Source organism: Streptomyces sp. CB01635 (genome assembly GCF_002803065.1).
Taxonomy (GTDB): Bacteria; Actinomycetota; Actinomycetes; order Streptomycetales; family Streptomycetaceae; genus Streptomyces.
In genome coordinates this window covers 912,694-936,816 of record NZ_NNBL01000001.1, presented here as the reverse complement: position 1 = coordinate 936,816, position 24,123 = coordinate 912,694, and the positions used below count along the sequence as shown (strand labels likewise).

At 72.0% G+C, this 24,123-nt stretch carries 18 protein-coding genes; 10 read left to right on the top strand and 8 right to left on the bottom strand.

Annotation, left to right across the window (positions count from 1 at the left end):
- Positions 1-61 precede the first annotated feature (61 nt).
- Positions 62-922: a carbohydrate ABC transporter permease gene (locus tag CG723_RS03925; protein WP_100591838.1), complete on the bottom strand. Its 861-nt coding sequence runs from the start codon at positions 920-922 to the stop codon at positions 62-64.
- Positions 923-1,013: 91 nt separating this feature from the next.
- Positions 1,014-1,970: an ABC transporter permease gene (locus CG723_RS03920; protein ID WP_234374113.1), complete on the bottom strand. Its 957-nt coding sequence runs from the start codon at positions 1,968-1,970 to the stop codon at positions 1,014-1,016.
- A 291-nt stretch (positions 1,971-2,261) separates the two neighbouring features.
- On the opposite strand from CG723_RS03920, the gene CG723_RS03915 reads away from it, so the two are divergent.
- The 5 genes from CG723_RS03915 to CG723_RS03895 all read left to right on the top strand — a co-directional run bounded on the left by CG723_RS03915 (position 2,262) and on the right by CG723_RS03895 (position 10,707).
- The gene (locus tag CG723_RS03915) at positions 2,262-3,248 is read left to right on the top strand and encodes a hydroxyacid dehydrogenase (RefSeq protein WP_199841654.1); all 987 of its coding nucleotides are present in this window, start codon (positions 2,262-2,264) and stop codon (positions 3,246-3,248) included.
- Positions 3,249-3,409: 161 nt separating this feature from the next.
- Positions 3,410-4,504 (top strand): LacI family DNA-binding transcriptional regulator, encoded by a 1,095-nt coding sequence (locus CG723_RS03910; protein ID WP_100591719.1) that lies wholly within the window; start codon positions 3,410-3,412, stop codon positions 4,502-4,504.
- A 306-nt stretch (positions 4,505-4,810) separates the two neighbouring features.
- Entirely contained in the window at positions 4,811-6,199 is a 1,389-nt protein-coding gene (locus tag CG723_RS03905; protein ID WP_100591718.1) for a M60 family metallopeptidase, read from the top strand.
- 57 nt (positions 6,200-6,256) lie between these two features.
- The gene (locus tag CG723_RS03900; RefSeq protein ID WP_100591717.1) at positions 6,257-8,695 is read left to right on the top strand and encodes a polysaccharide lyase 8 family protein; all 2,439 of its coding nucleotides are present in this window, start codon (positions 6,257-6,259) and stop codon (positions 8,693-8,695) included.
- 95 nt (positions 8,696-8,790) lie between these two features.
- The gene (locus CG723_RS03895; RefSeq protein WP_100591716.1) at positions 8,791-10,707 is read left to right on the top strand and encodes a DUF2264 domain-containing protein; all 1,917 of its coding nucleotides are present in this window, start codon (positions 8,791-8,793) and stop codon (positions 10,705-10,707) included.
- Between the two features lie 5 nt (positions 10,708-10,712).
- On the opposite strand, the gene CG723_RS03890 is transcribed toward CG723_RS03895, so the two are convergent.
- The 4 genes from CG723_RS03890 to CG723_RS03875 form a co-directional block, all read right to left on the bottom strand.
- Positions 10,713-11,309: a GTP-binding protein gene (locus tag CG723_RS03890; protein WP_100591715.1), complete on the bottom strand. Its 597-nt coding sequence runs from the start codon at positions 11,307-11,309 to the stop codon at positions 10,713-10,715.
- Positions 11,287-11,658, bottom strand: a complete 372-nt coding sequence (locus tag CG723_RS03885; protein ID WP_100591714.1) for a DUF742 domain-containing protein — start codon at positions 11,656-11,658, stop codon at positions 11,287-11,289. The genes CG723_RS03890 and CG723_RS03885 overlap by 23 nt, the downstream gene beginning before the upstream one ends.
- A gap of 2 nt (positions 11,659-11,660) precedes the next feature.
- Complete coding sequence (locus CG723_RS03880) at positions 11,661-12,095, bottom strand: roadblock/LC7 domain-containing protein (protein WP_100591713.1); 435 nt, start codon at positions 12,093-12,095, stop codon at positions 11,661-11,663.
- 129 nt (positions 12,096-12,224) lie between these two features.
- On the bottom strand, positions 12,225-14,258 hold the full coding sequence (locus tag CG723_RS03875; RefSeq protein WP_234374112.1) for a sensor histidine kinase: 2,034 nt from the start codon (positions 14,256-14,258) through the stop codon (positions 12,225-12,227).
- A gap of 343 nt (positions 14,259-14,601) precedes the next feature.
- Between CG723_RS03875 and CG723_RS03870 the strand changes: the two genes are divergently transcribed.
- On the top strand, positions 14,602-15,381 hold the full coding sequence (locus CG723_RS03870; protein WP_100591712.1) for a phosphotransferase: 780 nt from the start codon (positions 14,602-14,604) through the stop codon (positions 15,379-15,381).
- 170 nt (positions 15,382-15,551) lie between these two features.
- Here CG723_RS03870 and CG723_RS03865 read toward each other — a convergent pair whose 3' ends face one another.
- Complete coding sequence (locus CG723_RS03865) at positions 15,552-16,802, bottom strand: MBL fold metallo-hydrolase (RefSeq protein WP_100591711.1); 1,251 nt, start codon at positions 16,800-16,802, stop codon at positions 15,552-15,554.
- 360 nt (positions 16,803-17,162) lie between these two features.
- Between CG723_RS03865 and CG723_RS03860 the strand changes: the two genes are divergently transcribed.
- Genes CG723_RS03860 through CG723_RS03845 form a run of 4 tightly spaced genes read left to right on the top strand, consistent with a single transcriptional unit; the run spans position 17,163 to position 23,303 of the window.
- Positions 17,163-18,320, top strand: a complete 1,158-nt coding sequence (locus tag CG723_RS03860) for an acyl-CoA dehydrogenase family protein (RefSeq protein WP_100591710.1) — start codon at positions 17,163-17,165, stop codon at positions 18,318-18,320.
- A complete protein-coding gene (locus CG723_RS03855) occupies positions 18,317-19,945 on the top strand; it encodes a 5-guanidino-2-oxopentanoate decarboxylase (protein ID WP_234374110.1) in 1,629 nt (542 codons plus the stop codon). The genes CG723_RS03860 and CG723_RS03855 overlap by 4 nt, the downstream gene beginning before the upstream one ends.
- Positions 19,942-21,129, top strand: a complete 1,188-nt coding sequence (locus CG723_RS03850; protein ID WP_100591709.1) for a glutamate dehydrogenase — start codon at positions 19,942-19,944, stop codon at positions 21,127-21,129. Before CG723_RS03855 ends, CG723_RS03850 begins: the two co-directional genes overlap by 4 nt.
- A complete protein-coding gene (locus CG723_RS03845; RefSeq protein WP_234374109.1) occupies positions 21,126-23,303 on the top strand; it encodes an acetate--CoA ligase family protein in 2,178 nt (725 codons plus the stop codon). The genes CG723_RS03850 and CG723_RS03845 overlap by 4 nt, the downstream gene beginning before the upstream one ends.
- Here CG723_RS03845 and CG723_RS03840 read toward each other — a convergent pair.
- Positions 23,244-24,083 carry a helix-turn-helix domain-containing protein gene (locus tag CG723_RS03840; protein WP_100591835.1) on the bottom strand — a complete coding sequence of 280 codons (840 nt, stop codon included), beginning with the start codon at positions 24,081-24,083 and terminating at the stop codon, positions 23,244-23,246. The two genes, CG723_RS03845 and CG723_RS03840, sit on opposite strands and share 60 nt — an antisense overlap.
- Positions 24,084-24,123: the final 40 nt, after the last annotated feature.

The window sequence follows — 24,123 nt, the reverse complement described above, 5'->3', positions numbered from 1 at the left end:
TGAACTCCTCGGTGACGGAGGGGACATGAGCGCGGGGGGTGCGAGCGGGGACTGCGCGGCGTCAGCCCTTGATGGCGCCGGTGAGGACGCCCTTGGTGAAGTAGCGCTGGAGGAAGGGGTAGACGCACAGGATCGGCACGACGGCGATCACCAGGACGGCCATCTGCACGGCCTGCTGGGGCGCGAGGGCCTCACCGGCCGAGGCGCCTTCGAGGGACTGACCCTGGAGGACGAAGGTGCGAAGCACCATGGAGAGCGGCCACTTGTCGTTGTCGCTCAGGTAGAGCATCGCGTTGAAGAAGGCGTTCCAGTACGTCACCGCGTAGAACAGGCTGATCACGGCGATGACGGCCTTCGACAGCGGCAGCACGATGCGCACCAGGGTGCGCAGGTCGCCCGCGCCGTCCACCTTCGCGGCGTCGTACAGCTCCTCGGGCAGGTTCATGAAGAAGGAGCGCAGCACGACCAGGTTGAACGCGCTGACCATGGTGGGCAGCACGAGCGAGGCCAGGGTGTTGTACAGGCCGAGTTCCTTGATGGTGAGGAACTTGGGGATGATGCCCGGGTCGAAGAGCATCGTGATCAGGGCCGTCATGAGGATGAAGCGGGAGCCGGTGACCTCGCGGCGCGAGAGGCCGTACGCCATCCCGATGGTGACGAGGACGCTGGTCGCGGTGCCCACGAGCGTCACGCCGACGGAGACGAGCAGCGCGTGCGTGACGACGCCGCCGCTGAAGACCGTGCGGTACGCCTCCAGGGTCGGGTGGTCGGGCCACAGGACCAGGCCGGGGCTGCGGATGATGTCGGACTGCGAGGCGAAGCTCGTGCCGATCACTCCGAGCAGTGGGTAGGCGACGGCCGCGACCACCAGGACCAGCACAAGTCCCTTGAGGAACAGGCCGGTTCGGGTGGGCTTCTCCATCCAGGGCGGACGGCCGTCGGACACCCTGATGCCGGATTCGGCAGGAGCGGCCGGCTTGCGATCGCGGCGTCCGGCGGCCGCTGTCTGCGTCTCAGCGGTCAGCACCGCGGTACACCCCTTCGTGGCCGAGCCGGTGGGCGAACTTGTTCGCGCCGAGTACGAGGACGGTGCCGATGACCGCCTTGACCAGTCCTACGGCCGCCGACGTGCCCCAGTCGTTGTTCTTGATCCCGTGGAAGTACACGTAGGTGTCGAGGACTTCACCGGCGGCGGGGCCGACCGCGTCGCGCTGGAGCAGGATCTGCTCGAAGCCGACGGAGAGGATCTGCCCCAGGTTGAGGATCAGGAGCAGGATGATCACCGGGGAGATGCCGGGCAGCGTGACGTGCCACAGGCGCCGGGCGCGCCCCGCCCCGTCGATCGCCGAGGCCTCGTACAGGCCGCGGTCGATGTTGAGCAGGGCGGCGAGCATGATGATCGTGCCCCAGCCCGCGTCCTTCCAGGCCACCTGGAGGGTCAGGAGCCAGGGGAAGGCGGCCGGGTCGGTCGTCATGTCGTAGCGCGGCAGACCGAGTTGGCCGAGGAGGTCGGGCAGGACGCCGGCGCCCCCGAGGATCTGCTGGAAGATCGAGACGATGATGACCCAGCCGATGAAGTGCGGCAGATAGACGACGCTCTGCACGAACCGGCGGACCTTGTCGCTGACGATGCTGTTGAGCAGCAGCGCGAGGGCGATGGGGACCGGGAAGAAGAACACCAGCTGGACGAGCGCGATCTTCAGCGTGTTGCCGGTCGCCGACCAGAACGCCGGGTCGGCGAAGGCGGACGTGAAGTTCGAGACGCCCGCCCAGGCGCTGTGCATGTAGCCCAGGTACGGCTGGTAGTCCTGGAACGCCACCACGTAGCCGAGGAGCGGCACGTAGTGGAACACGCAGAAATAGAGCAGGCCCGGCAGGGTCAGCAGCAGCATGACCTTGTCCCGCTTGAGCCGCTGCCCCAGCGAGAGGCGGTGAACTGCCCGCGGCGGGGAGGGCGTTGTATCAGCCATGGGGCGGCAAGTTAGTAATCGGTTACCCCTCACGTCAATAGGTCTGGGCAACACCTGGGTTAAGCGAGTTTTTCAACTGCCCGTTCTTGACGAGTATTTGGCACTATTTCATGCTAAGAGGGTCAGGGTCGGCATGCTTGACGCTCACCCCTCGTGATCCCTAGCGTGCGGTGACTTCATAGAACACGTTTACTGTCCGGAGGCAGGGTGCGTACCACTGACGAGTCGCCGGTCCAGGCCGACTCCGCCGGCTCCACACGGCCCCCACGCAGGCCCCGTACCGTCCTGGCGATGGACGCGGGGCTGCTCGACGACGTCTTCCCGCCCGCCGTACGGCTGCGGCTCGAGGAGTCCGCGGACATCCGGCCGCCGCAGGTGGTGGGCGAGTTCGGGAGTCCCGAGGCGGTGGCCGCGCTCGCCGAGTGCGAGGTCCTGCTGACCGGCTGGGGCTGCCCGCACATCGACACAGGTGTGCTCGACCGGGCGCCGCGGCTGCGCGCGGTGATCCACTCGGCGGGCACGGTCAAGACGTTCCTGACCCCCGAGGCGTACGGGCGCGGCATCGCGGTGTCGTCCGCAGCGGCCGCCAACGCCGTACCCGTCGCGGAGTTCACTCTCGCGGCGATCATCATGGGCGCCAAGCGGGCCTTCCCGCTCGCCCAGCTGTTCCGCTCCCGCCGCTCCCACCGCACCGCGGCCGACCTCGACCGCCACCACTGGCTCGGCACGCACGGCATCACCGTCGGCGTGGTCGGCGCGTCACGCACCGGCCGCAGGGTCATCCAGCTGCTGCGCTCCATCGACGCCGACGTGCTGCTCCACGACCCGTACGTGAGCGCCGCCGAGGCGGAGCTGCTCGGGGCCACCCGCACCGACCTCGACACCCTCGTCGCCACCAGCGACGTCGTGACCCTGCACGCGCCGTCCACCGCCCTCACGCACCATCTGCTCGACGAGCGGCGCATCGCGCTGATGCGCCCGGGCGCCCTGCTGATCAACACGGCACGCGGCCCGCTCGTCGACACCGAAGCCCTCACCGCGCACCTGGTCAGCGGTCGGATCGACGCCGTGCTCGACGTCACGGACCCCGAGCCGCTGCCCGCCGACCACCCCCTGTGGGACCTGCCCAACGTCTTCATCACCCCGCACATGGCGGGGGCGCAGGGCAACGAGGTGGGACGGCTCGGCGCCCTCGCGGTCGACGAACTCGCCCGCTACGCGCGCGGGGTGCCGCTCAACCACCCCGTACTCCTGGAGGAACTGGAGCGGATCGCGTGAACGGGCGCCCGGCGGACGCCATAGGCTCTGCGCACGGAACGGTCGCGGGACGGATCGCGGGACCCGCCGCGCAGACCGGTGACCAGGACGGTCAGGACGACCATGACGACCGCGACGACCGCGACGACCGCGACGACCGCGACGACCAGGGGGAGGTCCGGATGCCCAGGCAGGGCTCGACGGCGAACGGACGGCGCGCGACGGTCGTGGACGTGGCGCGTCTCGCGGGCGTGTCGACCGCGACCGTGTCCCGCGTGATGAACCGCAACTACCCGGTCGCGGCCGCCACCCGCGAGCGCGTCGAGGAGGCCATGCGGGAGCTGGGCTATGTGGTCAACGCCCATGCCCGCGCCCTGGCCGGTGTCTCCGGGCGCACGGTCGGCATCATCATCAGCGACGTGGTCGACCCCTTCTACGCATACATCGCGCGCGGCGTGGAACGCGAGGCGACGGCGGGCGGCCGGCTCTGCCTGGTCTGCAGCACCCAGGGCGACCCGCAGCGCGAGCTGGCCTTCATCGAGCTGATGCACGAGCGCCGAGCCGACGCGGTGATCCTCGTCGGCGGCAGCGTCGCCGACCGGGGCTACCGCACGGAACTCGCACGCCGCGCCCGCGAACTGGACGCCGGCGGCTCGAAGCTCGTGCTGTGCGGCCGCCCCTCCCTCGGCAAGGACGCGCCCACGGTCGGGGTCGAGTACGACAACGAGGGCGGCGCCTTCGCGATCACCGACCACCTCCTGACCGAGGGCCACGAGCGGATCCTGTACCTGGGCGGGCCGCCGGGGCTCTCCACCACCAAGGAACGGATCGCCGGCCACCGTCGCGCCCTGGAGCAGCGCGGGCTGCCGCGCGATCCGGCGCTCGTGCAGCCCGGTGCGTTCAGCCGCCAGTTCGGCCACCGCCGGATGACGGAACTACTGCGCGACGGGCCGGAGTTCACCGCCGTCTTCGCGGCCAACGACATCGTGGCGGCGGGCGCGGCCCAGGCCCTGGAGGAGGCCGGGATGCGGGTGCCGCAGGACGTCTCCCTGGTCGGCTACGACGACGTGCCCGTGGCGCAGGAGCTGCGACCGCGCCTCACCACCGTGCACATCCCGCTCGAGGAGATGGGCCGCCAGGCCGTCCGCGTCGCCCTCGCGGGCGGCGACGAGGACGACTGGCGGGCCCCGACGACGGGCACGCTGCGCCTCGGTACGCATCTGGTGGTACGCGATTCCGTGGCGGCGCCGCGTGGGGGGCGGCGGCGCCGGGTGTGAGCCGCGCGCCGGCCGGCGTTCCGCTCTGGGCTCCGGGTGGCGGTCCCCTTGGAGTCCCGCTTGCCCGGTCCGCTCGGCGTTCAGCTTGCCGGTTCGCTCGGCGTCCCGCTTGTCGGTCCGCTCGGCGTTCCGTTCGGCAGCGTTCAACGGCTCTCCGCCCGGGCGTTGTTCACCGGTTTCTCCCTCAGGTCGTAGTAACAGACAGAAACTTGCCGGGCCCTCTTGCGGCGGGATAGCAAACGCTTACATGCTGGCGCGCAGCCCGCACATCACTCCGATGCTGTTGATCCCCATGGGAGTCTCTGGATGCGCCCTGCCCGTACGCCTTCCGCCACCTCGGCCGACGCTGCTGTCACCGCCGACACCCCCGCCACCTCGGGCTTCTCCCGTCGTGGGATGCTCGCCACCCTGGCCGGCGCGGGAGCCGCCACGCTGCTCGGCACCGGCACCGCAAGTGCCCACGCCGTGCGCGGTGTCGGCCTCACCGTCCCGCTCATCGCACGCCCCTCCGCCGAGACGGAGCGCCTCCGCCTCGGACAGGCCCTGCGCGCCACCGAGTTCCAGCCGACCGGGCAGTACGTCCCCGCCGGGGCCGCACTGCGCTTCGACGTGCTGCCCCACGACGGCCTCGTGCCCACGCTCTGGATCGGGCAGTGGGACTACTACGGCACGGTGACGGAGCCCCGCAGCTATGCGCTGAAGCCCGGCGCCAACACGGTCACCGACCCGCACGGCGGTCCCGTCTACTTCTCCCTCGAAGGCCACGGCGAGCGCGCCGCCGTGAAGTTCAGGTCGGGCGCCACCGCGATGCCCGTCTTCACGCTCGGCCGCACCTCCGAGGCCGACTACCAGCGGCAGTTGGACACCCTCACCGACGTGCCGGTGGTCGAGCTGCACGCGCCGCGCACCATCATGACGCTGACGCGCGACGGCGCGCTCCTGCACCGCGACCAGGACCACGCGGCGCTGCTCCGGCTCGTCGAGCAGATCATCGAGGCCGAGTCGCGGATCAGCGGGCTCGACGGGTCGAAGCCGGTGCACCGGCCGAAGGCGGGCGGCTACCACTTCACCGAGGTGTCGGTGGTCCCGTCCGGAGTCGGCGCCTACGCCACGCACGGCTACAACGGCTTCCCGCGCGCCTATCTCGACCGCGCCACCACCGTCGACGGGCTGCGCACCCGGGGCTGGGGTCTCTACCACGAGCTCGGGCACCTGCATCAGCAGATGGCGTACAAGCCGACGGGCCTGACCGAGGTCACGGTCAACATCTACTCGCTCGCGGTGCAGCGGGCCCTTGGCCAGCCGTCGAACCTTCTGACAGTCGACCCGAAGACCGGGCTCAACCCCTTCCAGTCCGCACGCGCGAAGTTCGGCACGGACGGGCTGACGTACGAGAAGTCCTTCGGCGCCTACGAGAAGCTCGTGCCGCTGCGGCAGCTGGAGCTGGCGTTCGGTGACGACTTCTGGCCACGGTTGCATCGGCTTGTGCGCGAGGAGAACCCGCAGTCCGACTACACCGAGACCGCCAAGCGCTACCGCGCCCTGTCGACCTACGCCAGCCGTGTCTCCGGCCGCGACCTCACGGACTTCTTCGTCCGCGACTGGGCCTTCCCCATCGACGCCACCGGACTGGCCGAGATCGCCGCGCTCCAGCTGCCGAAGCCGACCGTCGAACCGGCCACGCTGACCGACTGACCCGACCGACGCGACCAACGCGACCGACGCGACCGACCCGGAGGGGACCCACCGAACATGGACCTCACTCGCAGACAGACCCTGACCCTGGCGGGCGCGACCGCCGCGGCGGCGCTCCCCCTGACAGCAGGAGTCGCGTCGGCAGCGAACGCCGCAGAAGCGGCGGACGCCCCTGCCGCCGACACGTTCGACGAACTGCTGGCGCGCGCCGAGGAGCAGCTCACCGGCGGCGCGTTCGACACCGCCGACCCGGACTTCGCCGCCGCCGTCAAGGCCCTCGACACGCAGGCGTCAGCCTGGTGGAAGGACCTCGACCGCAACGCGGGCAGGAAGGCGCTGTGGGCCGACCTCTCCCCCGCGTCGGACCCCGGAATGTTCGGGCAGAGCTATCCGCGCCTGCGCACCCTGGCCACCGCCTGGGCCACCCCCGGCACCTCGCTGACCGGCAGCGCCGAGGTCGCCGACGCACTCGTCGCGGCGCTGGGCTTCCTGGGCAGCACCGGCTACAACCCGGCCCGCGCCGAGTCCGGCAACTGGTGGTTCTGGGAGATCGGCGCGCCCCGGGCGCTGATGGACACCTGCGTACTCCTGCGGTCGAAACTGCCGGCTGCGGACCTGGCCGGACACGTCGCGACCGTCGCGAAGTTCTGCCCGAACCCGGACCGACGCACCAACTCCCCCTCCCTCTCCGAGACCGGCGCGAACCGCGCCGACAAAGCCGTCATCGTGGCCCTGCGCGGGCTGCTCGCCCGGGACGCGGCCACGGTCGCGCTGGCCCGCGACGGCCTGTCGGACGTGCGGGACAACGGGCGCCGCAGCCTCTTCACCTATGTCACCTCGGGCGACGGCTTCTACGAGGACGGGTCGTTCGTCCAGCACGACAGCGTCGCCTACACGGGGACGTACGGCAGTGTGCTGCTCGGCAGCACGGGGCAGCTGATCGCGCTGCTCGCCGGGTCGGACTGGGCCGTGAACGACCCGAAGGTGTCGGTGCTCTACGAGGCGGTGGAGCGGTCCTTCTCGCCCGTCATGTTCGACGGGCTGATGATGGACGCACTGCGCGGGCGGGCGATCTCGCGCGAGCGGGCCCGCGACTACAACGACGGTGCCGTGACGCTCACTTACATCCTCCAGCTCGCCGCGGGCGCCCCGGCCCCGTACGCCGACCGCTGGCGCGGGCTCGCCAAGGGGTGGATCAGCCGCAACACGGCGAATCCGTACGCGGGGCTCGTCGGTGTCCCGGCTCTGGCGCGCGCGAAGGCCGTCCTCGACGACAAGGCGATCCCGGCGGCGGAGCGTCTCGCCGGTCACTTCTCGTTCGCCGACATGGACCGCATAGTGCACCGGCGCCCCGGCTGGGCGCTCGCCCTGTCGCTCTCCTCGAAGCGCATCGCCGCGTACGAGGCGGGCAACGGTGAGAATCTGCACGGCTGGTACACCGGCGACGGCATGACCTATCTGTACGACGGTGACGACCTCGGCCAGTTCGGCGACGGGTTCTGGCCGACCGTCGACCCGTACCGGCTGCCGGGCACGACGGTGGACACGCGCGCCCGTGCGGACCTCGGCACGGGCGCCGGCACCGGCACGTACCGCCCGAAGAACGCCGTGGCGGGCGGCGCCGTCCTCCAGGACCGCTATGGCGCGGCCGCGATGGAACTCATCGCCGACGGCAACACCTTGCAGGCGCGGAAGGCGTGGTTCTGCCTGGACAACGCCGTCGTCGCGCTCGGCGCGGGCATCACCGCGAGCGACGGCCGCACGATCGAGACCGTCGTCGAGAACCGCAACCTGCACACGGACGGGGCGCAGCGCCTCCTGGTGGACGGGCGGCGGCAGCCGGGTGAGCAGGGCTGGTCCGCATCGCTGTCCGGCGCCGACTGGGCACATCTGGAGGGCACGGGCGGCTACGTCTTTCCCGACCATCCGGGACGGAGGCCGGGCGACGCCGTCCCGCTGAGAGCGCTGCGCGAGGAACGCACCGGCACGTGGGGCGCCCTCAACTCCGGTGCGGACACCGGCGGCGGCACCGACCCGGTCACACGTCGCTACGTGACCGTGTGGTTCGACCATGGCTCCTCCCCCACCGACTCCTCGTACGCCTATGTGCTCCTGCCGGGTGCGAGCGCCGTGGCGACCGGGATCTGGGCGCACTCGCGACCCGTGCGGATCGTGGCGAACGACGCCACGGTCCAGGCCGTCGAGGCGCGCCGCCTCGGGCTCCTCGCCGCGCACTTCTGGGGTCCCGGCAGCGCCGCCGGACTCACATCGTCCGGTCCCGGCACCGTCCTGGTGCGGCGGCACGGCGACGCCATCGCGGTCGCCGTGGCCGACCCAGGCCGCACCGGGTCGACGCTCACGGTCGAACTCCCCTTCCCCGTACGCAAGGTGACGCGTGCCGACGACACGATCACACTCACCCCGGGCCGCCGTCCCGTCCTGACGGTCGACGTCGCAGGCTCACGCGGGCACAGCCACACGGCGGAACTCGCATGAGGTCATGTCTGTCGGTTCCGACCGTCGACGTCCGTCCCAGGCACGCATAGGGTCACCCCGGCCCGCCACTTCCGATCAAGGAGCGACACGCCCCCATGCCCGCACCACACCTCTCGCTGCCGCCCACCGACCGTGTCCTGTCCCCGCTCACGGGCTGGACGCGGGCCCACTGGGAGGCGCTCGCCGACCGGCAGCTGGAGGCGCTCGTCCCGTACGCGACGCCTGGGTTCGCGCAGTACCGGCTGCCGGGGCGGGCCAGCTGGTCGGGGGTCGTGTCGGACGGGCTCGAGGGGTTCGCGCGGTCATTCCTGCTGGCCTCCTTCCGCATCGCGGGCGCGGGCGGGAACGTGGATCCCCGACTCGTAGAACGCTACGCGGAGGGTCTGACAACCGGCACGAACCGAGGGCGCGGCACGGGCCTCGACGGCGAGGCGTGGCCCGAACTCACCGACTGCTCCCAGCAGATGGTGGAGGCGGCGTCCATCGCGATCGGGCTGCACGAGACCCGCCCCTGGATCTGGGACAAGCTCGACTCCCGGGTCCAGGAGCGGATCGTGGACTGGTTCTCCGGATTCGTCGGCGGCCGCACCTGGGACAACAACTGGCGTCTGTTCCAGGTGGTTTCGGAGCAGTTCCTGGCCTCGGTCGGAGCCCCGTACAGCCAGGACGACATCGACGGCGGCCTCGACCGCATCGAGGACTGGTATGTCGGCGACGGCTGGTACACGGACGGGGACGGCCGCAATTTCGACTACTACATCGGCTGGGCCATGCATCTGTACCCGCTGCTGTGGGCGCGGATGGCGGGCCCGGACGGCGACGGCGGCCGCGCGAAGGTCTACCGGGAGCGCCTGTCGCAGTTCCTCACCACTTACCCGCACTTCTTCGGCGGTGACGGCGCACCCGTGCACCAGGGCCGCTCACTGACGTACCGTTTCGCCGCCACCGCGCCCGTGTGGATGGGCGCGCTCGCGGACTGCACCCCACTGGAGCCGGGGCTCACGAGACGCCTCGCGTCGGGCACCGCGCGGCACTTCGTGGAGCGCGGCGTCCCCGACGAGCGGGGCCTGCTGCCGCTCGGCTGGTACGGGACGTTCCTGCCGACGACACAGGCGTACTCGGGCCCCGCCTCGCCGTACTGGGCGAGCAAGGGGTTCCTCGGACTGCTGCTGCCCGCCGACCATCCGGTGTGGACCGAGCGCGAGGCGCAGCTGCCCGTCGAGAAGTCCGAGCGGGCCATCCAGTACACCGCGCTGCCCGCGCCCGGCTGGCTGCTGCACGGCACGCCCCACGACGGGATCGTGCGGCTGATCAACCACGGCAGCGACCACAACCCGCTCGAAGGTCCCGCCACGGACGATCCGCACTACGCGAAGCTCGCCTACTCCACGGCGACGGCGCCCGAGTCGGCGCCGCACGCCTGGAAGCGGACCGTCGACAACCATGTGGCCCTCGTCGCGGAGGACGGCACCCCGTCGCGGAGGCGCCGTATCCACCCGATCTCCTGCGAGGGGCGCGCCGCCTCGTCCCGCCATGACGCCCAACTGCCGGGATTCGACGAGGAGTTCCCGATCGAGTCGACGACCGTCCTGCACGGTCCGTGGGAGATCCGCGTGCACCGGGTGCAGGCTCCCGCGGGCGTGACGGTCCGCGAGGGCGGCTACGCGGTCGCCGACGAGACCAGCGTCCACGCCGAGCGGGGCCCGGGCTGGGCGCTGACGCGCACGGAGTCCGGGATGACCAGCGCGGTGGTGGCGCTGCACGGCTGGGACGAGGAGTCCGGTATCGCGCGGGAGGTCGAGGCCAACGCCTACGGCCCGCACTCGGCGACGCCGTACCTCCGCTCGACCGGCCACCCCGGAGGATCCAGCGTGCACGTCACGCTCGCGGTCCTGACGCGCGACGTCGTGCACCCACAGGCCCTGCGCGAGTCCATCTCATGCGTGGCGGACCCCGGAGACGACGGGCAGGTGCGAATCACGTTCCCCGACGGCGGGACAGTCACCGTCTGACGCCATCACGTGTGGGCCCCGTACGTCGTCTGGGCGGGGGCGTGGGCCAGGAGGTGCCTGACGAGGGTGAGGAGGGTCTGGATGCCCGAGCTGGAGATCCGCGCGTCGCACCGCACGACGGGCACCTGCGGGTCGAGGTCGATGGCGGCCCGCACCTCGTCGGGGTCGTAACGGTAGGCGCCGTCGAACTCGTTGACGGCCACGATGAACCCCATGCCGCGCTCCTCGAAGAAGTCGACGGCGGCGAAGCAGTCCTCGAGACGGCGGGTGTCCGCGAGGATCACCGCGCCGAGCGCCCCCTCGGAGAGCTCGTCCCACATGAACCAGAAGCGCTCCTGCCCGGGCGTGCCGAACAGATACAGCACGTGTTCCGGGTCCAGGGTGATCCGCCCGAAGTCCATCGCGACCGTCGTCTCGACCTTGTTCTCGATGCCTTCGAGGTCGTCGGTCTCGGCGCTGACCGTGGTGAGCAGCTCCTCCGTGCTCAGCGGGGCGATCTCGCTGACCGCGCCGACGAAGGTCGTCTTGCCGACACCGAAGCCACCCGCGACCAGGATCTTCAGCGCGGTGGGGAAGGCGTCAGAGCTGTCGTCGTAGTCCATCGAGCACTGCCTCCAGTAGGGACCGGTCAGTGGGGTTGTCGTGGAACGTGGGGGGCTTGGTGGTGATCGCCCCGCAGTCGACGAGGTCGGACAGCAGGACCTTCGTGACGGCGGCGGGGAGTTTCAGATGGGCCGCGATCTCCGCGACCGATGTGGGGTGGGCACACAGTTTGAGCGCCTCACCGTGTTCGGGCCCTAAGTAGCCGAGCGGGGTGGCCCCGGTCGCCATCACCAGCGACAGGAGATCCAGCGCAGTGGTCGGCTGCGTCCGCCCGTTGCTCACCGTGTACGGGCGGACGAGGCGGCCGGCCGCTGCGTCGAGCCACGGCCCGTCCTGCGGGGCCGTCATGCTCAGTTCCTCATCGCCGTGGGTTCGGCCGCGTGCTGGCGGGGCGCGGTCATCAGGTACGGGCGCACGCTCTTGACCAGCATGGCCATCTCGTAGCCGAGTACCGCGGCGTCGGCCTCACGCCCGGCGAGCACGGCGAGGCACGTGCCGGAGCCCGCGGTGGAGACGAACAGCAGGGTGGAGTCCAGCTCGACGACGACCTGCCGGACCTCACCCCCGTCCCCGAAACGGACGCCCGCGCTACGGCCGAGGGAGTACAGGCCCGACGCCAGGGCCGCCATGTGGTCGGCGCTGTCGGCGTCGAGGCCGTGGACGGACTTGACCAGCCCGTCGGACGAGAGGAGGACGGCGCTGCGGGTGTGCGGCACACGCTGGACGAGGCCGCTCATCAGCCAGTCGAGATCGGACACATGACCCGTCGGCACATCGCTCGCCATGGGGGATCGACTCCTTGGTGGACTGCTGGGGGTGCGTTGACTGTGGGAAGTGGGGGGCTGCTTGCGGCACTTGGCGGGCGCACCGGGGGTAGGCACACGGGGGCCGGGAGCGCAGGGGCCGGGCGAACGTCATCCGGCCGTGTCGCTCCCGTCGTGCCGTGCGTCCGGTTCGTAGGCGGCGAGTGACCCGGTGGCGGGCCCGCCGGCCGACTCGGGACCGGCCTGAGGCAGGTCGCGCACACCGAGGGTCAGGTCTCGCGCCTCGGCCGCCTCCGCGAGCCCGATGCCGCGCTGGAACGCCGCCATCAGACCCGGGTCGTGGAGTACGGGCGCCTCGTTCTCGGGGCGCTCCTGCCGCTGCGCCGGGCCGCCCCTCAGTTGCGGCGCGAGGTGTTCCTGGACGCGCCGTTTGGGGAGTTGGGGCCGCCCCATGGTCCCGCGTACGGCGCCGTTGACCGGGGTCGGCTGGAGGGGCGTGTGCTCCCCGGTGGCCTGCCGGTCCTCCGAACGGATGCCGGGCAGCGCGTCGGCGGGTGTCCGTCGCTCCTCCCTGGCGGTACGCAGCGGGAGGGGAGGCGCGACGCCGTTCGCCCCGGAATGCCCGCCGTCGGAAGCCCCGCCCTGAGGCTGCCGCGGGACGACGGCCACGCCGGCGTGCGGGGTCTCGCGGGGCGGCGGGGGTTGATGGGGTGCCGGGTACTGCTGGGGGTCGAATGGCTGAAGGTCGGGCTGAGGGGGACGGTGGAGCTGGTTCTGGGGCTGGGGCTGGGGCTGGGGCTGGGGTGGCCGGCGGTGGGACTGCGGCTGAGGTTGCCGTTCGAGTTGGTGTTGCCGTTCCTGCTGGCTCTGGTGTTGCGAGAGTCGCCGTTCATGCGCCTGGTGCCGCTGGTGCATGGTCTGCGCGCTGTCGTCCGTCGCGTCCGCGGCGCTCCGTGGCCTCGGCGCGGGCTCGTTCTCGTCGCCGCCGAGCAGGCTCTGCGGCACGACGAGGACCGCCTGCACACCACCGTAGATATTGCTCTGGAGCCGGACCGTGATGCCGTGTCTGCGGGCGAGCTGCGAGACGACGAAGAGGCCGATGCGCCCGTCCTGGAGCAGGCTCGCGACGTTGACCTGGTCCGGGTCGGCGAGCAGCGTGTTCATCTTGTTCTGCTCGGTGACGGGCATTCCGAGGCCGCGGTCCTCGACCTCGATGGCGAGACCGGACGTGACGGTGTTGGCGCGGAGCAGGACTTGGGTGTGCGGGGCCGAGAACACGGTGGCGTTCTCGACGAGTTCGGCGAGCAGGTGGATGCAGTCGGCGACGGCGTGCCCGCGCAGGGTGCCGTCGACCGGCGGGACGAGCTTGACCCGTGAGTACTGTTCGACCTCCGCTATGGCCGACCGCATGACCTCGGTCATGGAGACCGGGCGGCTCCACTGGCGCCGGGACACGGCGCCGCCGAGCACGGCCAGGTTCTCGGCGTGCCTGCGGATCCGGGTGGCGAGGTGGTCGACGTGGAAGAGGCCCTTGAGCAGGTCGGGGTCCTCGACGTCGTTCTCCAGTTCGTCGAGGATCGAGATCTCGCGGTGCACGAGGGACTGCAGGCGCCGGGCCAGATTGACGAAGACCTCGACCTTCTGTTCGCTGCCCGCGTGGCTGGAGAGCTGGGACGCCTGGACGACGGCGGTGACGGCCACGTCCTGGGCGCGCGTCATGTCCGCGGCCAGCAGGTCGAACTCGTCGGCGTCCGGGGCGGGCGCGGGAGGCTGCCTGCGGGGCGGCGGCCCCTCACCCTTACGCAACTGCTCCACGAGACCGCGCAGTTCACCCTGCCCGCGCGCACTCGCACGGCGCAGGACACCGACCCGTTCGCGTACGGTCCTGGCCGCCCGGTCGGCGGCCACGGCGGCGATCACGATGCCGGCCAGGGTGACGAGGCACGCTCCGGCGAGGACGGCCCAGAGGGCGAGCCCGGGGCGGGCGCCCGTGGAGCGGACGGTGAAGAGAACGGCCGCGCTGGCGCTCAGGGCGACGGCGAGCGGGGGCAGTACGGCAAGGCGCAGAAGCTGGGGCCGTATGTGGGTCTCGGGCTGCGGGGGGACGGACCGGCCGCCCGGCCTGCCGTGCCGACCGCCCTCTCGGCGGTCTGCTCGGGGGGCCGGCGGGCGAAGGTGAGACATTCGGCGTCCTCGTACGTGGGGGCTCCTGCGGGTCGGCGCGAGGCGGGCAGGCGGCATCGCGCTCCCGGCCGGGAGCGGGTGGGAATGCCGCCGCTGCGTCGCTCAGCGAACACACACGGTAGTCGGGGACGGCTCACATGCGGTGGGCAGTTGCCAAAGTCCGGCGGCCCAGGTCCCGCTCTGGTATGAGGCTTCGTACGACAGACCGATAACAGTTCCGGACGCCCGACCGGTCATGGGTACGGGTGTTCCATCGTCGGAGAGACGTCGCAGCGGAGGCGGAGCCTGTCGGGAGCGGCCGTCGAACTGATGTGGGCGCCGGCCTGCAGATACGCTCTCCGGCGTGATCGAGGACGGCGGAACAGACCAGGGCACCGTGACGACGGTTCAACGGGTGGGCGACACCATCCGGCGCCCTCCCGGCCGTTGGACCCCGCTGGTGCACGCGTTGCTCGCCCACCTCGAGGCGGCCGGATTCCACGGCGCTCCGCGGGTACTGGGCTTCGACGAGGACGGCCGCGAGGTGCTGTCCTTGCTGCACGGCGAGCCGGGGATGAACCCGTGGGGGCCGGCCCTCCAAGGCGCGGTGGGTCTGCGGCAGTTGGGGCGGTGGGCCCGCGACTACCACGAGGCCGTTCGCGGCTTCCGGCCGCCGCAGGACGCCGAGTGGTTTGCGCCGGACGCACGGTGGCGCCCGGGCCTGATCGTGCGCCACGGCGATCTGGGGATGTGGAACTCCGTCTGGAGCGGCGATCGACTGGCCGGGTTCATCGACTGGGACTTCGTCGAGCCCGGCGAACCGGTCGACGATCTGGCCCAACTCGCCTGGTACGCGGTGCCGCTGCGTGACGCGGGGGTGCAGGCTCGCTGCGGCTTCCCGGACGGCGCTCCGGTGCACGAGCGGTTCCTCGGCCTCTGCGAGGCCTACGGCGGCGACATCGGGCCGGACGCGGTACTGGCGGCGCTGGACCGCATGCAGGTGCGCGAGGCGGCCCGCATCCGTGAGCAGGGTGGGCACGGCAGGGCCCCGTGGAACCTGATGCTGCGGCGCGGCGACGCCGAGGAGATCGACGCGGAACGCCGATGGCTGGCCCGTAACAAGGTCGTTCTGCTGGGCCGTTGAACGTCACCGGCTGCGGGCCGGTGAACACCACCGGAGCTACGACGGCCCCGAACCCGGAAGCAGCGGCCCGCTCCTGCACTTCCGCCCGCTGGACGACCCGACGGGCACACCAGCGGCTCGGGTCGGTGAGGGGAGTTCGGGGGCTGAGAGACCGGATCTCATCGACCCGCTCAAACCGCCGGCACAGCCTCCTGCTCGCCGGAGCCGGCCCCGGCACCCGTGCCACTCGGTGTCGCGCCGGTGTCCGGCCGGTCCGCCGGCGCCGTCTCGGGCCATCCTTCCGCCGGCTGCGTGGCGATGCCGCGCCACCACGGCTGGGCGGGCAGCGTCACGGCCGTGGGTTCGAAGGGCTCGCCCGGGCACGGGAGCGCGACCTTGGCACCGGCCTGCTGCCCCGCCGCGAACGTACCCTCGCCGGGCTCGGCCCACGGGTGCGGCGCCAGATTGAACGTGCCCCAGTGGATCGGGAGCATCGGCCCGCCGCCGGGCCCGCCCTGGAGGTCGATGTGGGCGCGCATGCCCTCTTCTGGACGCATGTGGATGTCGGGCCAGAAGTCGCTGTACGCGCCGATCTGGATCATCGTCGCGTCGAACGGCCCGTGCTCCGCGCCGATGTCCTTGAAGCCGGGGAAATAGCCGGTGTCACCGCTGTGGTAGACGCGGTGCTCGGGACCGGCGACGACCCAGGACGCCCACAGGGTGTGCTGCTCGTTGCGCAGGCCGCGGCCGCAGAAGTGGCGCGCGGGTGTGGCCGTCAGGGTCAGCCCCGCCACCTTCGTCTGCTCGTTCCAGTCGAGCTCGCGGAGGCGGTCCGCGGGAACGCCCCAGTGCTCCAGGTGCGCGCCGACGCCGAGCGGCACCGCGAAGACCGCGTCCGTGTCGGCCAGCGCCCGGATCGTGGGCAGGTCGAGGTGGTCGTAGTGGTCATGGGAGATCACCACGACGTCCACCGGGCCGAGCGCGGCGAGCGGCAGCGGTACGGGGTGCAGTCGCTTGGGGCCCGCGAAGTTGAACGGCGAGCAGCGCTCGCCCCAGACGGGGTCGAAGAGCACGCGGCTGCCGTCGATCTCGGCGAGGACGCTGGAGTGTCCCATCCAGGTGAGCCGCAGGCCGCTCGCCGGGGGCTTCGCGAGGTCGGCGAGGGTCGTGGAGTGCACGGGGACGGTGCCCGTGGGCGCCCGGCGGACGCGCCCCTCCTTGGCGAAGAAGACCTTCGCAAACTCGATCATGGAACCCGCGGGCCTGGTGCGTGCGCCCACCGGGTTCTGGAAGCTGCCGTCCGCGAAGTTCGGCGACCTCCGGATCCGCTCGAGTCGCTCTCCTGCCGGGTCCGCGCCGAAAGCGGCAGGCCGCAGCGGGCGGAGCCCGGAGCTCAGCGAACGTGACACAGCGCCTCCCGGTGGGTCGATCAGGGATTCCATTATGGGCGGCCCCGCCGACAGTGCCCGATCCGGGACCCGGACACACAGGGAATTCCAAGGCACGCCCCGGACCCGTCGCACCCACGTCACTCGGCGTTACGGCCAGTAACTCGCCCGCATCCCGCTCGAACCTCCCCGCGAGCCTCGAGCCGCGAGCCGGGAGCCGGGCACCTCGCCGCAGCCGCGCCGGAGAGTCGCGCCAGGAAGTCGCGTCGAAAAACTGATCCTTCATTCAGTAGCCGGTTGCGTTGACACCGGTCTTCGCGGCCTCAGATACTGACTGGCGATTCAGTAATCGGGGCAGCGATCCGCGCCGGTCGGTGATCCCCTCGTCGGTATCCGTCAGTTTCTGGAGGCACCGTGTCAGAGCTCCCCATCGAGCTGGTCCCCCTCACCCCGGAGCAGCGGGACATCGTGGACCTCACGAGGACGTTCGCGCGTGAGGAGATCCGGCCGCGCGGGCGCGCCGTGGACGAGGCGGACGTGGAGACACCCTGGGATCTGTGGCGCGCGGCCGCGAAGGTCGGCATCACCGGGTTCATGCTGCCCGAGGAGTACGGGGGCGGCGGGTTCACCGACGTGTTCACGCAGGTCCTCGTCCAGGAAGAGCTGTGCGTCGGCGACCTGGGCATCGGCAACCTCCTCTGCTCGAACGGCTTCTTCGCCGACCCCGTCATGGAGCTCGGTACCGAGGAGCAGAAGCGCGCGTGGCTGACGCCGCTGGCCGGTGCCGACACCCCCATGACCTCGCTGGCGACGACCGAGCCGGGCTCCGGGTCCGACGCCGCGTCGATCGTGACGACCGCGACGCGCACGGCGGGCGGCTACCTCCTGAACGGCCAGAAGGCCTGGATCTCGAACGCGGGCGAGGCCGAGCAGTACGTCGTGTTCGCCAAGACGGACCCTACGCAGCGCTCGCGCGGTGTCACGGCGTTCCTGCTGCGCAAGGGCGCCGAGGGGCTCACGTTCGGTGAGCCGATGCGCAAGATGGGCCAGCGCGCGATCGTGTGCCGCGAGGTGTTCTTCTCCGACGTGTTCGTGCCCGACGTCGACCGACTCGGCGACGAGGGGCAGGGCTTCGCCGGCCTCATGCGAACGTTCGACATCTCGCGCGCCGTCCTCGGCGCGGCCGCCACGGGTGTGGCACGGGCCGCGTACGAGTACGCGCGTGACTACGCACGCACGCGCGTGCAGTTCGGCAAGCCGATCATCGAGCACCAGGCCGTGGCGTTCCGCCTCGCGGACATGCGGACGCGGATCGAGCAGTCCCGTCTGATGACGTGGCGCGCCGCGCGGCGGCTGGACGCCGGACTCGACGCGACCGCCGAGGCGGCCATGGCCAAGCTGACCGCGTCGGAGACGGCGGCGTACTGCACCTGGGCGGCGGTGCAGACGCTCGGCGGGTGGGGCTACTCGCGGGAGTTCCCGGTCGAGCAGTGGATGCGGGACGCCAAGCTGGAGGAGATCGAGGAAGGCACCTCCGACATCATGCGCCTGGTCATATCGAGGTCGCTGTGACCGAGGAGACGGTGACGGAACAGATGCGGACGTCGACCGGCGGCGAGGCGCTCGTCAGGGCACTCGCCGCCCATGGGGTCTCCACCGCGTTCGGCATCCCGGGGACCCACAACCTGGAGATCTACCGGCACTTGGCGGCGTACGGCATCACGCATGTCGCGCCGCGTCACGAGCAGGGCGCCGGGTACGCGGCCGACGCCTACGCGCGCGTGACGGGCGATCCCGGGGTGGCGATCACGACGACGGGGCCCGCTCTCCTGAACATCGCGGCCGCGATCGGGCAGGCGTACTCGGACAGCGTGCCGCTCCTCGTGGTGTCGCCGGGCATGCCGCTGCGCCATCCGCGCCAGTCGACGGGTCTGCTGCACGAGATGCGCAGCCAGACGGAGGCGCTGCGGAACGTGGCGGCGTTCAGCCATCGGGTGTCCTCGGTGGAGGAGATCGGGGCGGCGGTGGCGCGCGCGTTCAGCCTGTTCCGTACGGAGAGGCCGCGGCCCGTGCACATCGAGGTGCCGCTCGACCTGCTCGAGGCTACGGAGCCCGCCGGGCCGGTACGGCGCGCTCCGCTGCTGGCGCCCCGTGCGGCGGACGGTGCGTCGCTCGACACGGCGGCCGCCCTCCTCGCCGGCGCGGTGCGCCCCGGCCTGGTCCTGGGCGGTGGCGCACGCGGTGCGGCCGAGCAATGCCGGGCACTGGCTGAGCAGTTGGGCGCTCCGGTGGCGACCACCGCGAACGGCAAGGGCATCGTCGACGAACGGCATCCCCTCGCCCTCGGTGTGTCCCTGCACAGCCCCTCGGTACAGAAGTGGCTGGCCGCCTGCGACGTCGTACTCGCCGTCGGAACGGAGCTCGCCGAGTCGGACCTGTGGTCCGCGCCGCCCGCGCTCGACGGCAGGCTGATCCGTGTCGACGTCGATCCGGCGCAGATGTACGCGGGTGTCCCCGCGGACGTCGCCCTGGTGGGCGACGCGCAGGCGACGATGCAGGCGTTGAAGGAGCGGCTCGCCGAGGTGCCGGGCCCCGCGTCCACGGACGCGGCCACGCGGACCACGGCCGCCGTGCGCGCCGCCCGCGACGACGAGACACGCGCGCGTGACACTCGTTGGGTGCCGTATCTCGAGGCGATCAGGAGCGTCCTCGCGGCCGATGCCGTGGTGACCTCCGACAGCGCCCAGTGCTGCTACTACGGCGCGCTCCCGCACCTCCCCGTCGGTCCCGAGGGGCGCTATCTGCACCCCACCGGGTTCGGCACGCTCGGCTACGCGCTGCCCGCCGCGATCGGTGCGAAGACCGCCTGCCCCGACCGGCAGGTGGTCGCGATCAGCGGGGACGGCGGGCTCCAGTTCTCGGTACAGGAGCTGGCCACGGCCGCGCAGCTCCAACTGCCGCTGCCCGTCGTCGTGTTCGACAACGGCGGCTACGGCGAGATCCGCGACGAGATGGCCGCGCGCGGCGACACACCGGCCGCAGTCGACCACGCACGCGTGGACCTCGCCGGCCTCGCGCGGGCCTTCGGTGGCAGGGGCGCCCCCGCGCACTCCCCCGGCGAACTCGCCGCGCTCCTGACCCGTGCCCTGGCCACCCCCGGACCCACCCTGATCACCGTCCCCGAGGAGACCGCATGACCGCGCCCGCCACCCCCCTGATGTCGCTCACCTGGACCGACCACGTCACCGGCAGGCACGGCTACCTCGTCGTCGACCGGCTGGTGCGCGGCGTGTCCAGCGGCGGGCTCCGGATGCGTCAGGGCTGCACCCTCGACGAGGTCGCGGGCCTCGCGCGCGGGATGACGATGAAGGAGGCCCTGCACTACAACCCTCAGGGCCGCTACATCCCCCTGGGCGGCGCCAAGGGCGGCATCGACTGCGACCCTCAGGACCCGGAGGCGTACGGCGTCCTCGTGCGTTATCTGCGCGCCATGCGGCCCTACATCGAGTCGTTCTGGACGACCGGCGAGGACCTGGGGCTCACCCAGGACCTCGTCGACAGGGCGGCCGAGGAGGCCGGGCTCGTCTCGTCCATCCAGGCCGTCTACCCGCTGCTCGACGACGAGGCGGCCGCGCGCCGGCGCCTCGCCGACGCCTTCGCGGTCGACGTCGACGGCATCGGCCTCGACGAGCTCGTCGGCGGCTGCGGGGTCGCCGAGTCGGTGCTCGCGGCCCTGGACCGCGCGGGCGTCCCGTACGAGGGCACCCGGGTGTCCGTGCAGGGCCTGGGCACCATGGGCGGGGCGACCGCCCGGTTCCTGGCGCGCGCGGGTCTGCGGGTCGTGGCGGTCGCCGACGTGAAAGGCACCGTCGCCAACCCCGAAGGCCTGGACGTGGACGCGCTCCTCGCCGCCCGTGACGCCTACGGGACGGTGGACCGCTCCGCGCTGCGCGAGGGCGACTGTGAACTGCCTGGCGACGCCTGGCTGTCGGCCGACGCCGAGGTCCTCGTGCCCGCCGCCGTGTCGTACGCGGTGGACGCGGCGAACCAGGAACTGATCACGGCGCGCTGGATCGTCGAGGCCGCCAACATGCCCGTGCTGCCCGAGGCGGAGGAGCTGCTCGCGCGGCGCGGCATCACGGTCCTGCCCGACGTGGTCGTCAACTCCGGTACGAACGCCTGGTGGTGGTGGACGCTGTTCGGGGACATCGAGGCCGACGCGGACGAGGCGTTCGCGTACACGCGGCGCTCCATGCGCGCGCTGATCGACCAGATGCTGGCACGGGCCGAGGCGGACGGGACGACGCCGCGCGCCGCCGCGCACGCGATCGTCGCGGACCGTCTTCCGGTGATCGCGGAGCGGTTCGGGTGGTACAGGTGACGCCGCCCCCGCCGGACGCCGGTGTGCACGCGCGCGTGGGCCTCGACGCGCTCTTCGACCCTCGGTCGGTCGCCGTCGTCGGGGCGTCCGACAACCCGGAGAAGTGGGGCTACTGGCTGGCGTCGGGAGCCCTGTCGGGCCGTGACCGCCGGACCGTCCACCTCGTCAACCACCGCGGGGGTGCCTTGGACGGTGAACCGTTCCTGCCGGATCTCGCGTCGCTGCCCGTACCGCCCGAGCACGTCGTCGTCGCCGTGCCGCCCCGCCATGTGCGGCCAGTGGTCACGGACGGTCTCGCGGCGGGCGCCCGGTGTTTCACCGTGATCACGTCGGGCGGCGCCACCGCCGAGGAGGAGCGGGCGCTCGCCGATCTCGTCACGGCCCGGGGAGCGCGGCTGCTCGGGCCGAACTGCATGGGCGTGGTGGACACGACGAGCGAACTGCGGCTCAGCTGGGGCGAGTTCCCCTCGGGCGGCCTCGGCCTCGTGTCCCAGAGCGGGAATCTCGCCCTGGAGATCGGCCGACTCCTCGCGCGCTCCGGGCAGGGCTTCTCCCGGTTCGTGTCGCTGGGCAACCAGCGGGACATCGACGCGGCGGACGCCTTGGAGTCACTGATCGCGCACGGGCCCACGAGAGCGCTCGCCGCGTACATCGAGGACTTCCGCGACGGCCGGCGGCTCGCACAGGTCCTGGCGGCAGCGCACGCCGCCGGGAAGCCCGTCCTGCTCCTGACCGTGGGGCGAAGCGCCGCGTCCGGGCGCGCCGCCGCGTCCCACACGGGCGCCCTGGTGAGCACGCGCGCCACGGTGGAGGCGGTGTGCCGCGACGCCGGCGCCCTGCTGCTCGACACGGCGGGCGAACTGGTGGACACGGCGGTGTACTTGCTGGCACAGGGCGTACGCCACCGGGATGCGGGTCACGCGGCGGCCGGCCCGTCGCCTCGCCTGCGCAGCGTCGCCGTGGTCGGGGACAGCGGCGGCCAAGGCGCTCTCGCCGCCGACGCGTTCGCCGCACAGGGACTCGACGTTCCCGCCCTCGCGGACGGCACGCGCGAGACGGTGGCGGAGCAACTGCCGGGCGGTGCCGGGTGTGGCAATCCGGTCGACCTGGCGGGCGCGGGTGAGGCCGACCTCGGCAACTACGCGCGCGTGGCGGGCACTCTGCTGCACTCAGGAGACACCGACGCCGTCGTCCTCACGGGCTACTTCGGCGACTACGCGACCGCCAACCCGGCCCAGGCGGAACGCGAATGCGAGGTCGCACACGCCCTCGCGGACGCCGCCGTCACATCCGGGCGTGCCCTCGTGGTGCACACGATGGCCCGTGACACCCCCGCCCTGACGGTTCTGCGGCAGCGCGGTGTGCCCGTCTACGAGCGCATCGAGCAGGCCGCGTCCGCCGTCGCCGCGGCGGCCCGCCTCACGGGCCCTCCGCCCGCCCGCGAGGATCCGCCGGCCCCGGCGATGTACCGGCTGGCGGACGGCGGTTACGAGAGCGTGCGGGAGCTGCTTGCCTCCTATCAACTCGCCTTTCCCGCAGCCGAGTTCGTGACCGACGCGGACGGGGCCGTGGAGGCGGCGGAGCACCGGACGGGGTATCCGCTCGCCCTCAAGGCGATGGGGATCGCGCACAAGACCGAGGCGGGCGGGGTCGCCCTGTCGATCACCGACGCCGACGCCTTGCGGGCCGCGTTCGCCCGCATGAAGGCGGCGACGGGCGCGGACCGCTACGCCGTGGAGGCCATGGCCACACCACCGTACGGACACGAACTGATCGTCGGCGTACGGCGGGACCCGTCGTTCGGGCCCCTCGTCATGGTCGGCATCGGAGGGGTCACCGCCGAACTGCTCGCCGACACGGCGCTGGCCCTCGCGCCTCTGACGCCGGCACGCGCGCGTGCGCTGCTCCTGCGGCTGCGGCATGCGCCGCTGCTGACGGGCTGGCGCGGCGCGCCCGGAGCGCATCTGGACGCGGCGGCCGCCGCCGTGTGCGCGGTCGCACGAGCCGCCGTCGACCATCCGGAGCTGGCCGAACTGGAGGTCAATCCCCTGCTCGTGCACCCGGGCGGTGCCATCGCACTCGACGCGCACGGGGTCCTCGACCAGGACGGCGCATCACCGGCGCCCCTCCATGGCATCGGCGAGGAGGGCGGCGGTCTCCTGGTCGAGCGGTAGGAACGCCTCCAGTTTCAGCTCGGCGAGCGTGACGTCGACCGCTGTCCCGAAATGGGTGAGCGTGCTCAGGAGGCGCAGCTCGCCGCGCTCCGTACGCAGTCGCAGCGGGACGGCGAAGCCGAGGTAGTCCGGACCGGCCTGTCGGGGCCGGTCCGGCACCATGTCCTCCAGTTCGGCGACCAGCTCCGTAAGAGCTCGGTTGGAATTCCGGACGGACTCGTCGTGCAGTCCGTCGATGACGTGCCAGGCCCACTCGTCCAGGTTCACGATCCGCGGCGCGAGGCCGCGCGGATGCAGCAGCACGCGCGCGATGTTCACGGGCGCCGAGAGCAGCGCCGGATCGACCCCTTCGGTCAGCGCGCCGAAGGCGGCGTTGGCCGCCACGAGATCCGCCCGCCGGTCGATGATGACCGCCGGATACGGCAGATGCGCCTCCATGATGCGCTCCAGTGCCGTACGAACGGCGGACAGCTGTGGGCCCCCGAAGTGCGACTCCTGGTACGCAGGCGCGTAACCCGCCGCAAGGAGAAGGGCGTTGCGCTCCCGCAGCGGCACCATCAGCGCCTCCGCCAGGCGTACGACCATCGCGCGACCCGGCACCGAGCGGCCGCTCTCCACGAAGCTGACATGCCGCTGCGTGGTCCCCGCGCGCGTGGCCAGCTCCAGCTGGCTGACGCGCCGCCGCACACGCCACTCACGCAACGCGCCACCGAGCCCGCCCTGCGCCGCCCTGTCCGAGGGCCCTGCCCCTGTCCCCGCCTCAACCGGTTCCGCCTGCATCGTCACCGGACCGTGTCTACCCGACGACACGTCTACGGGC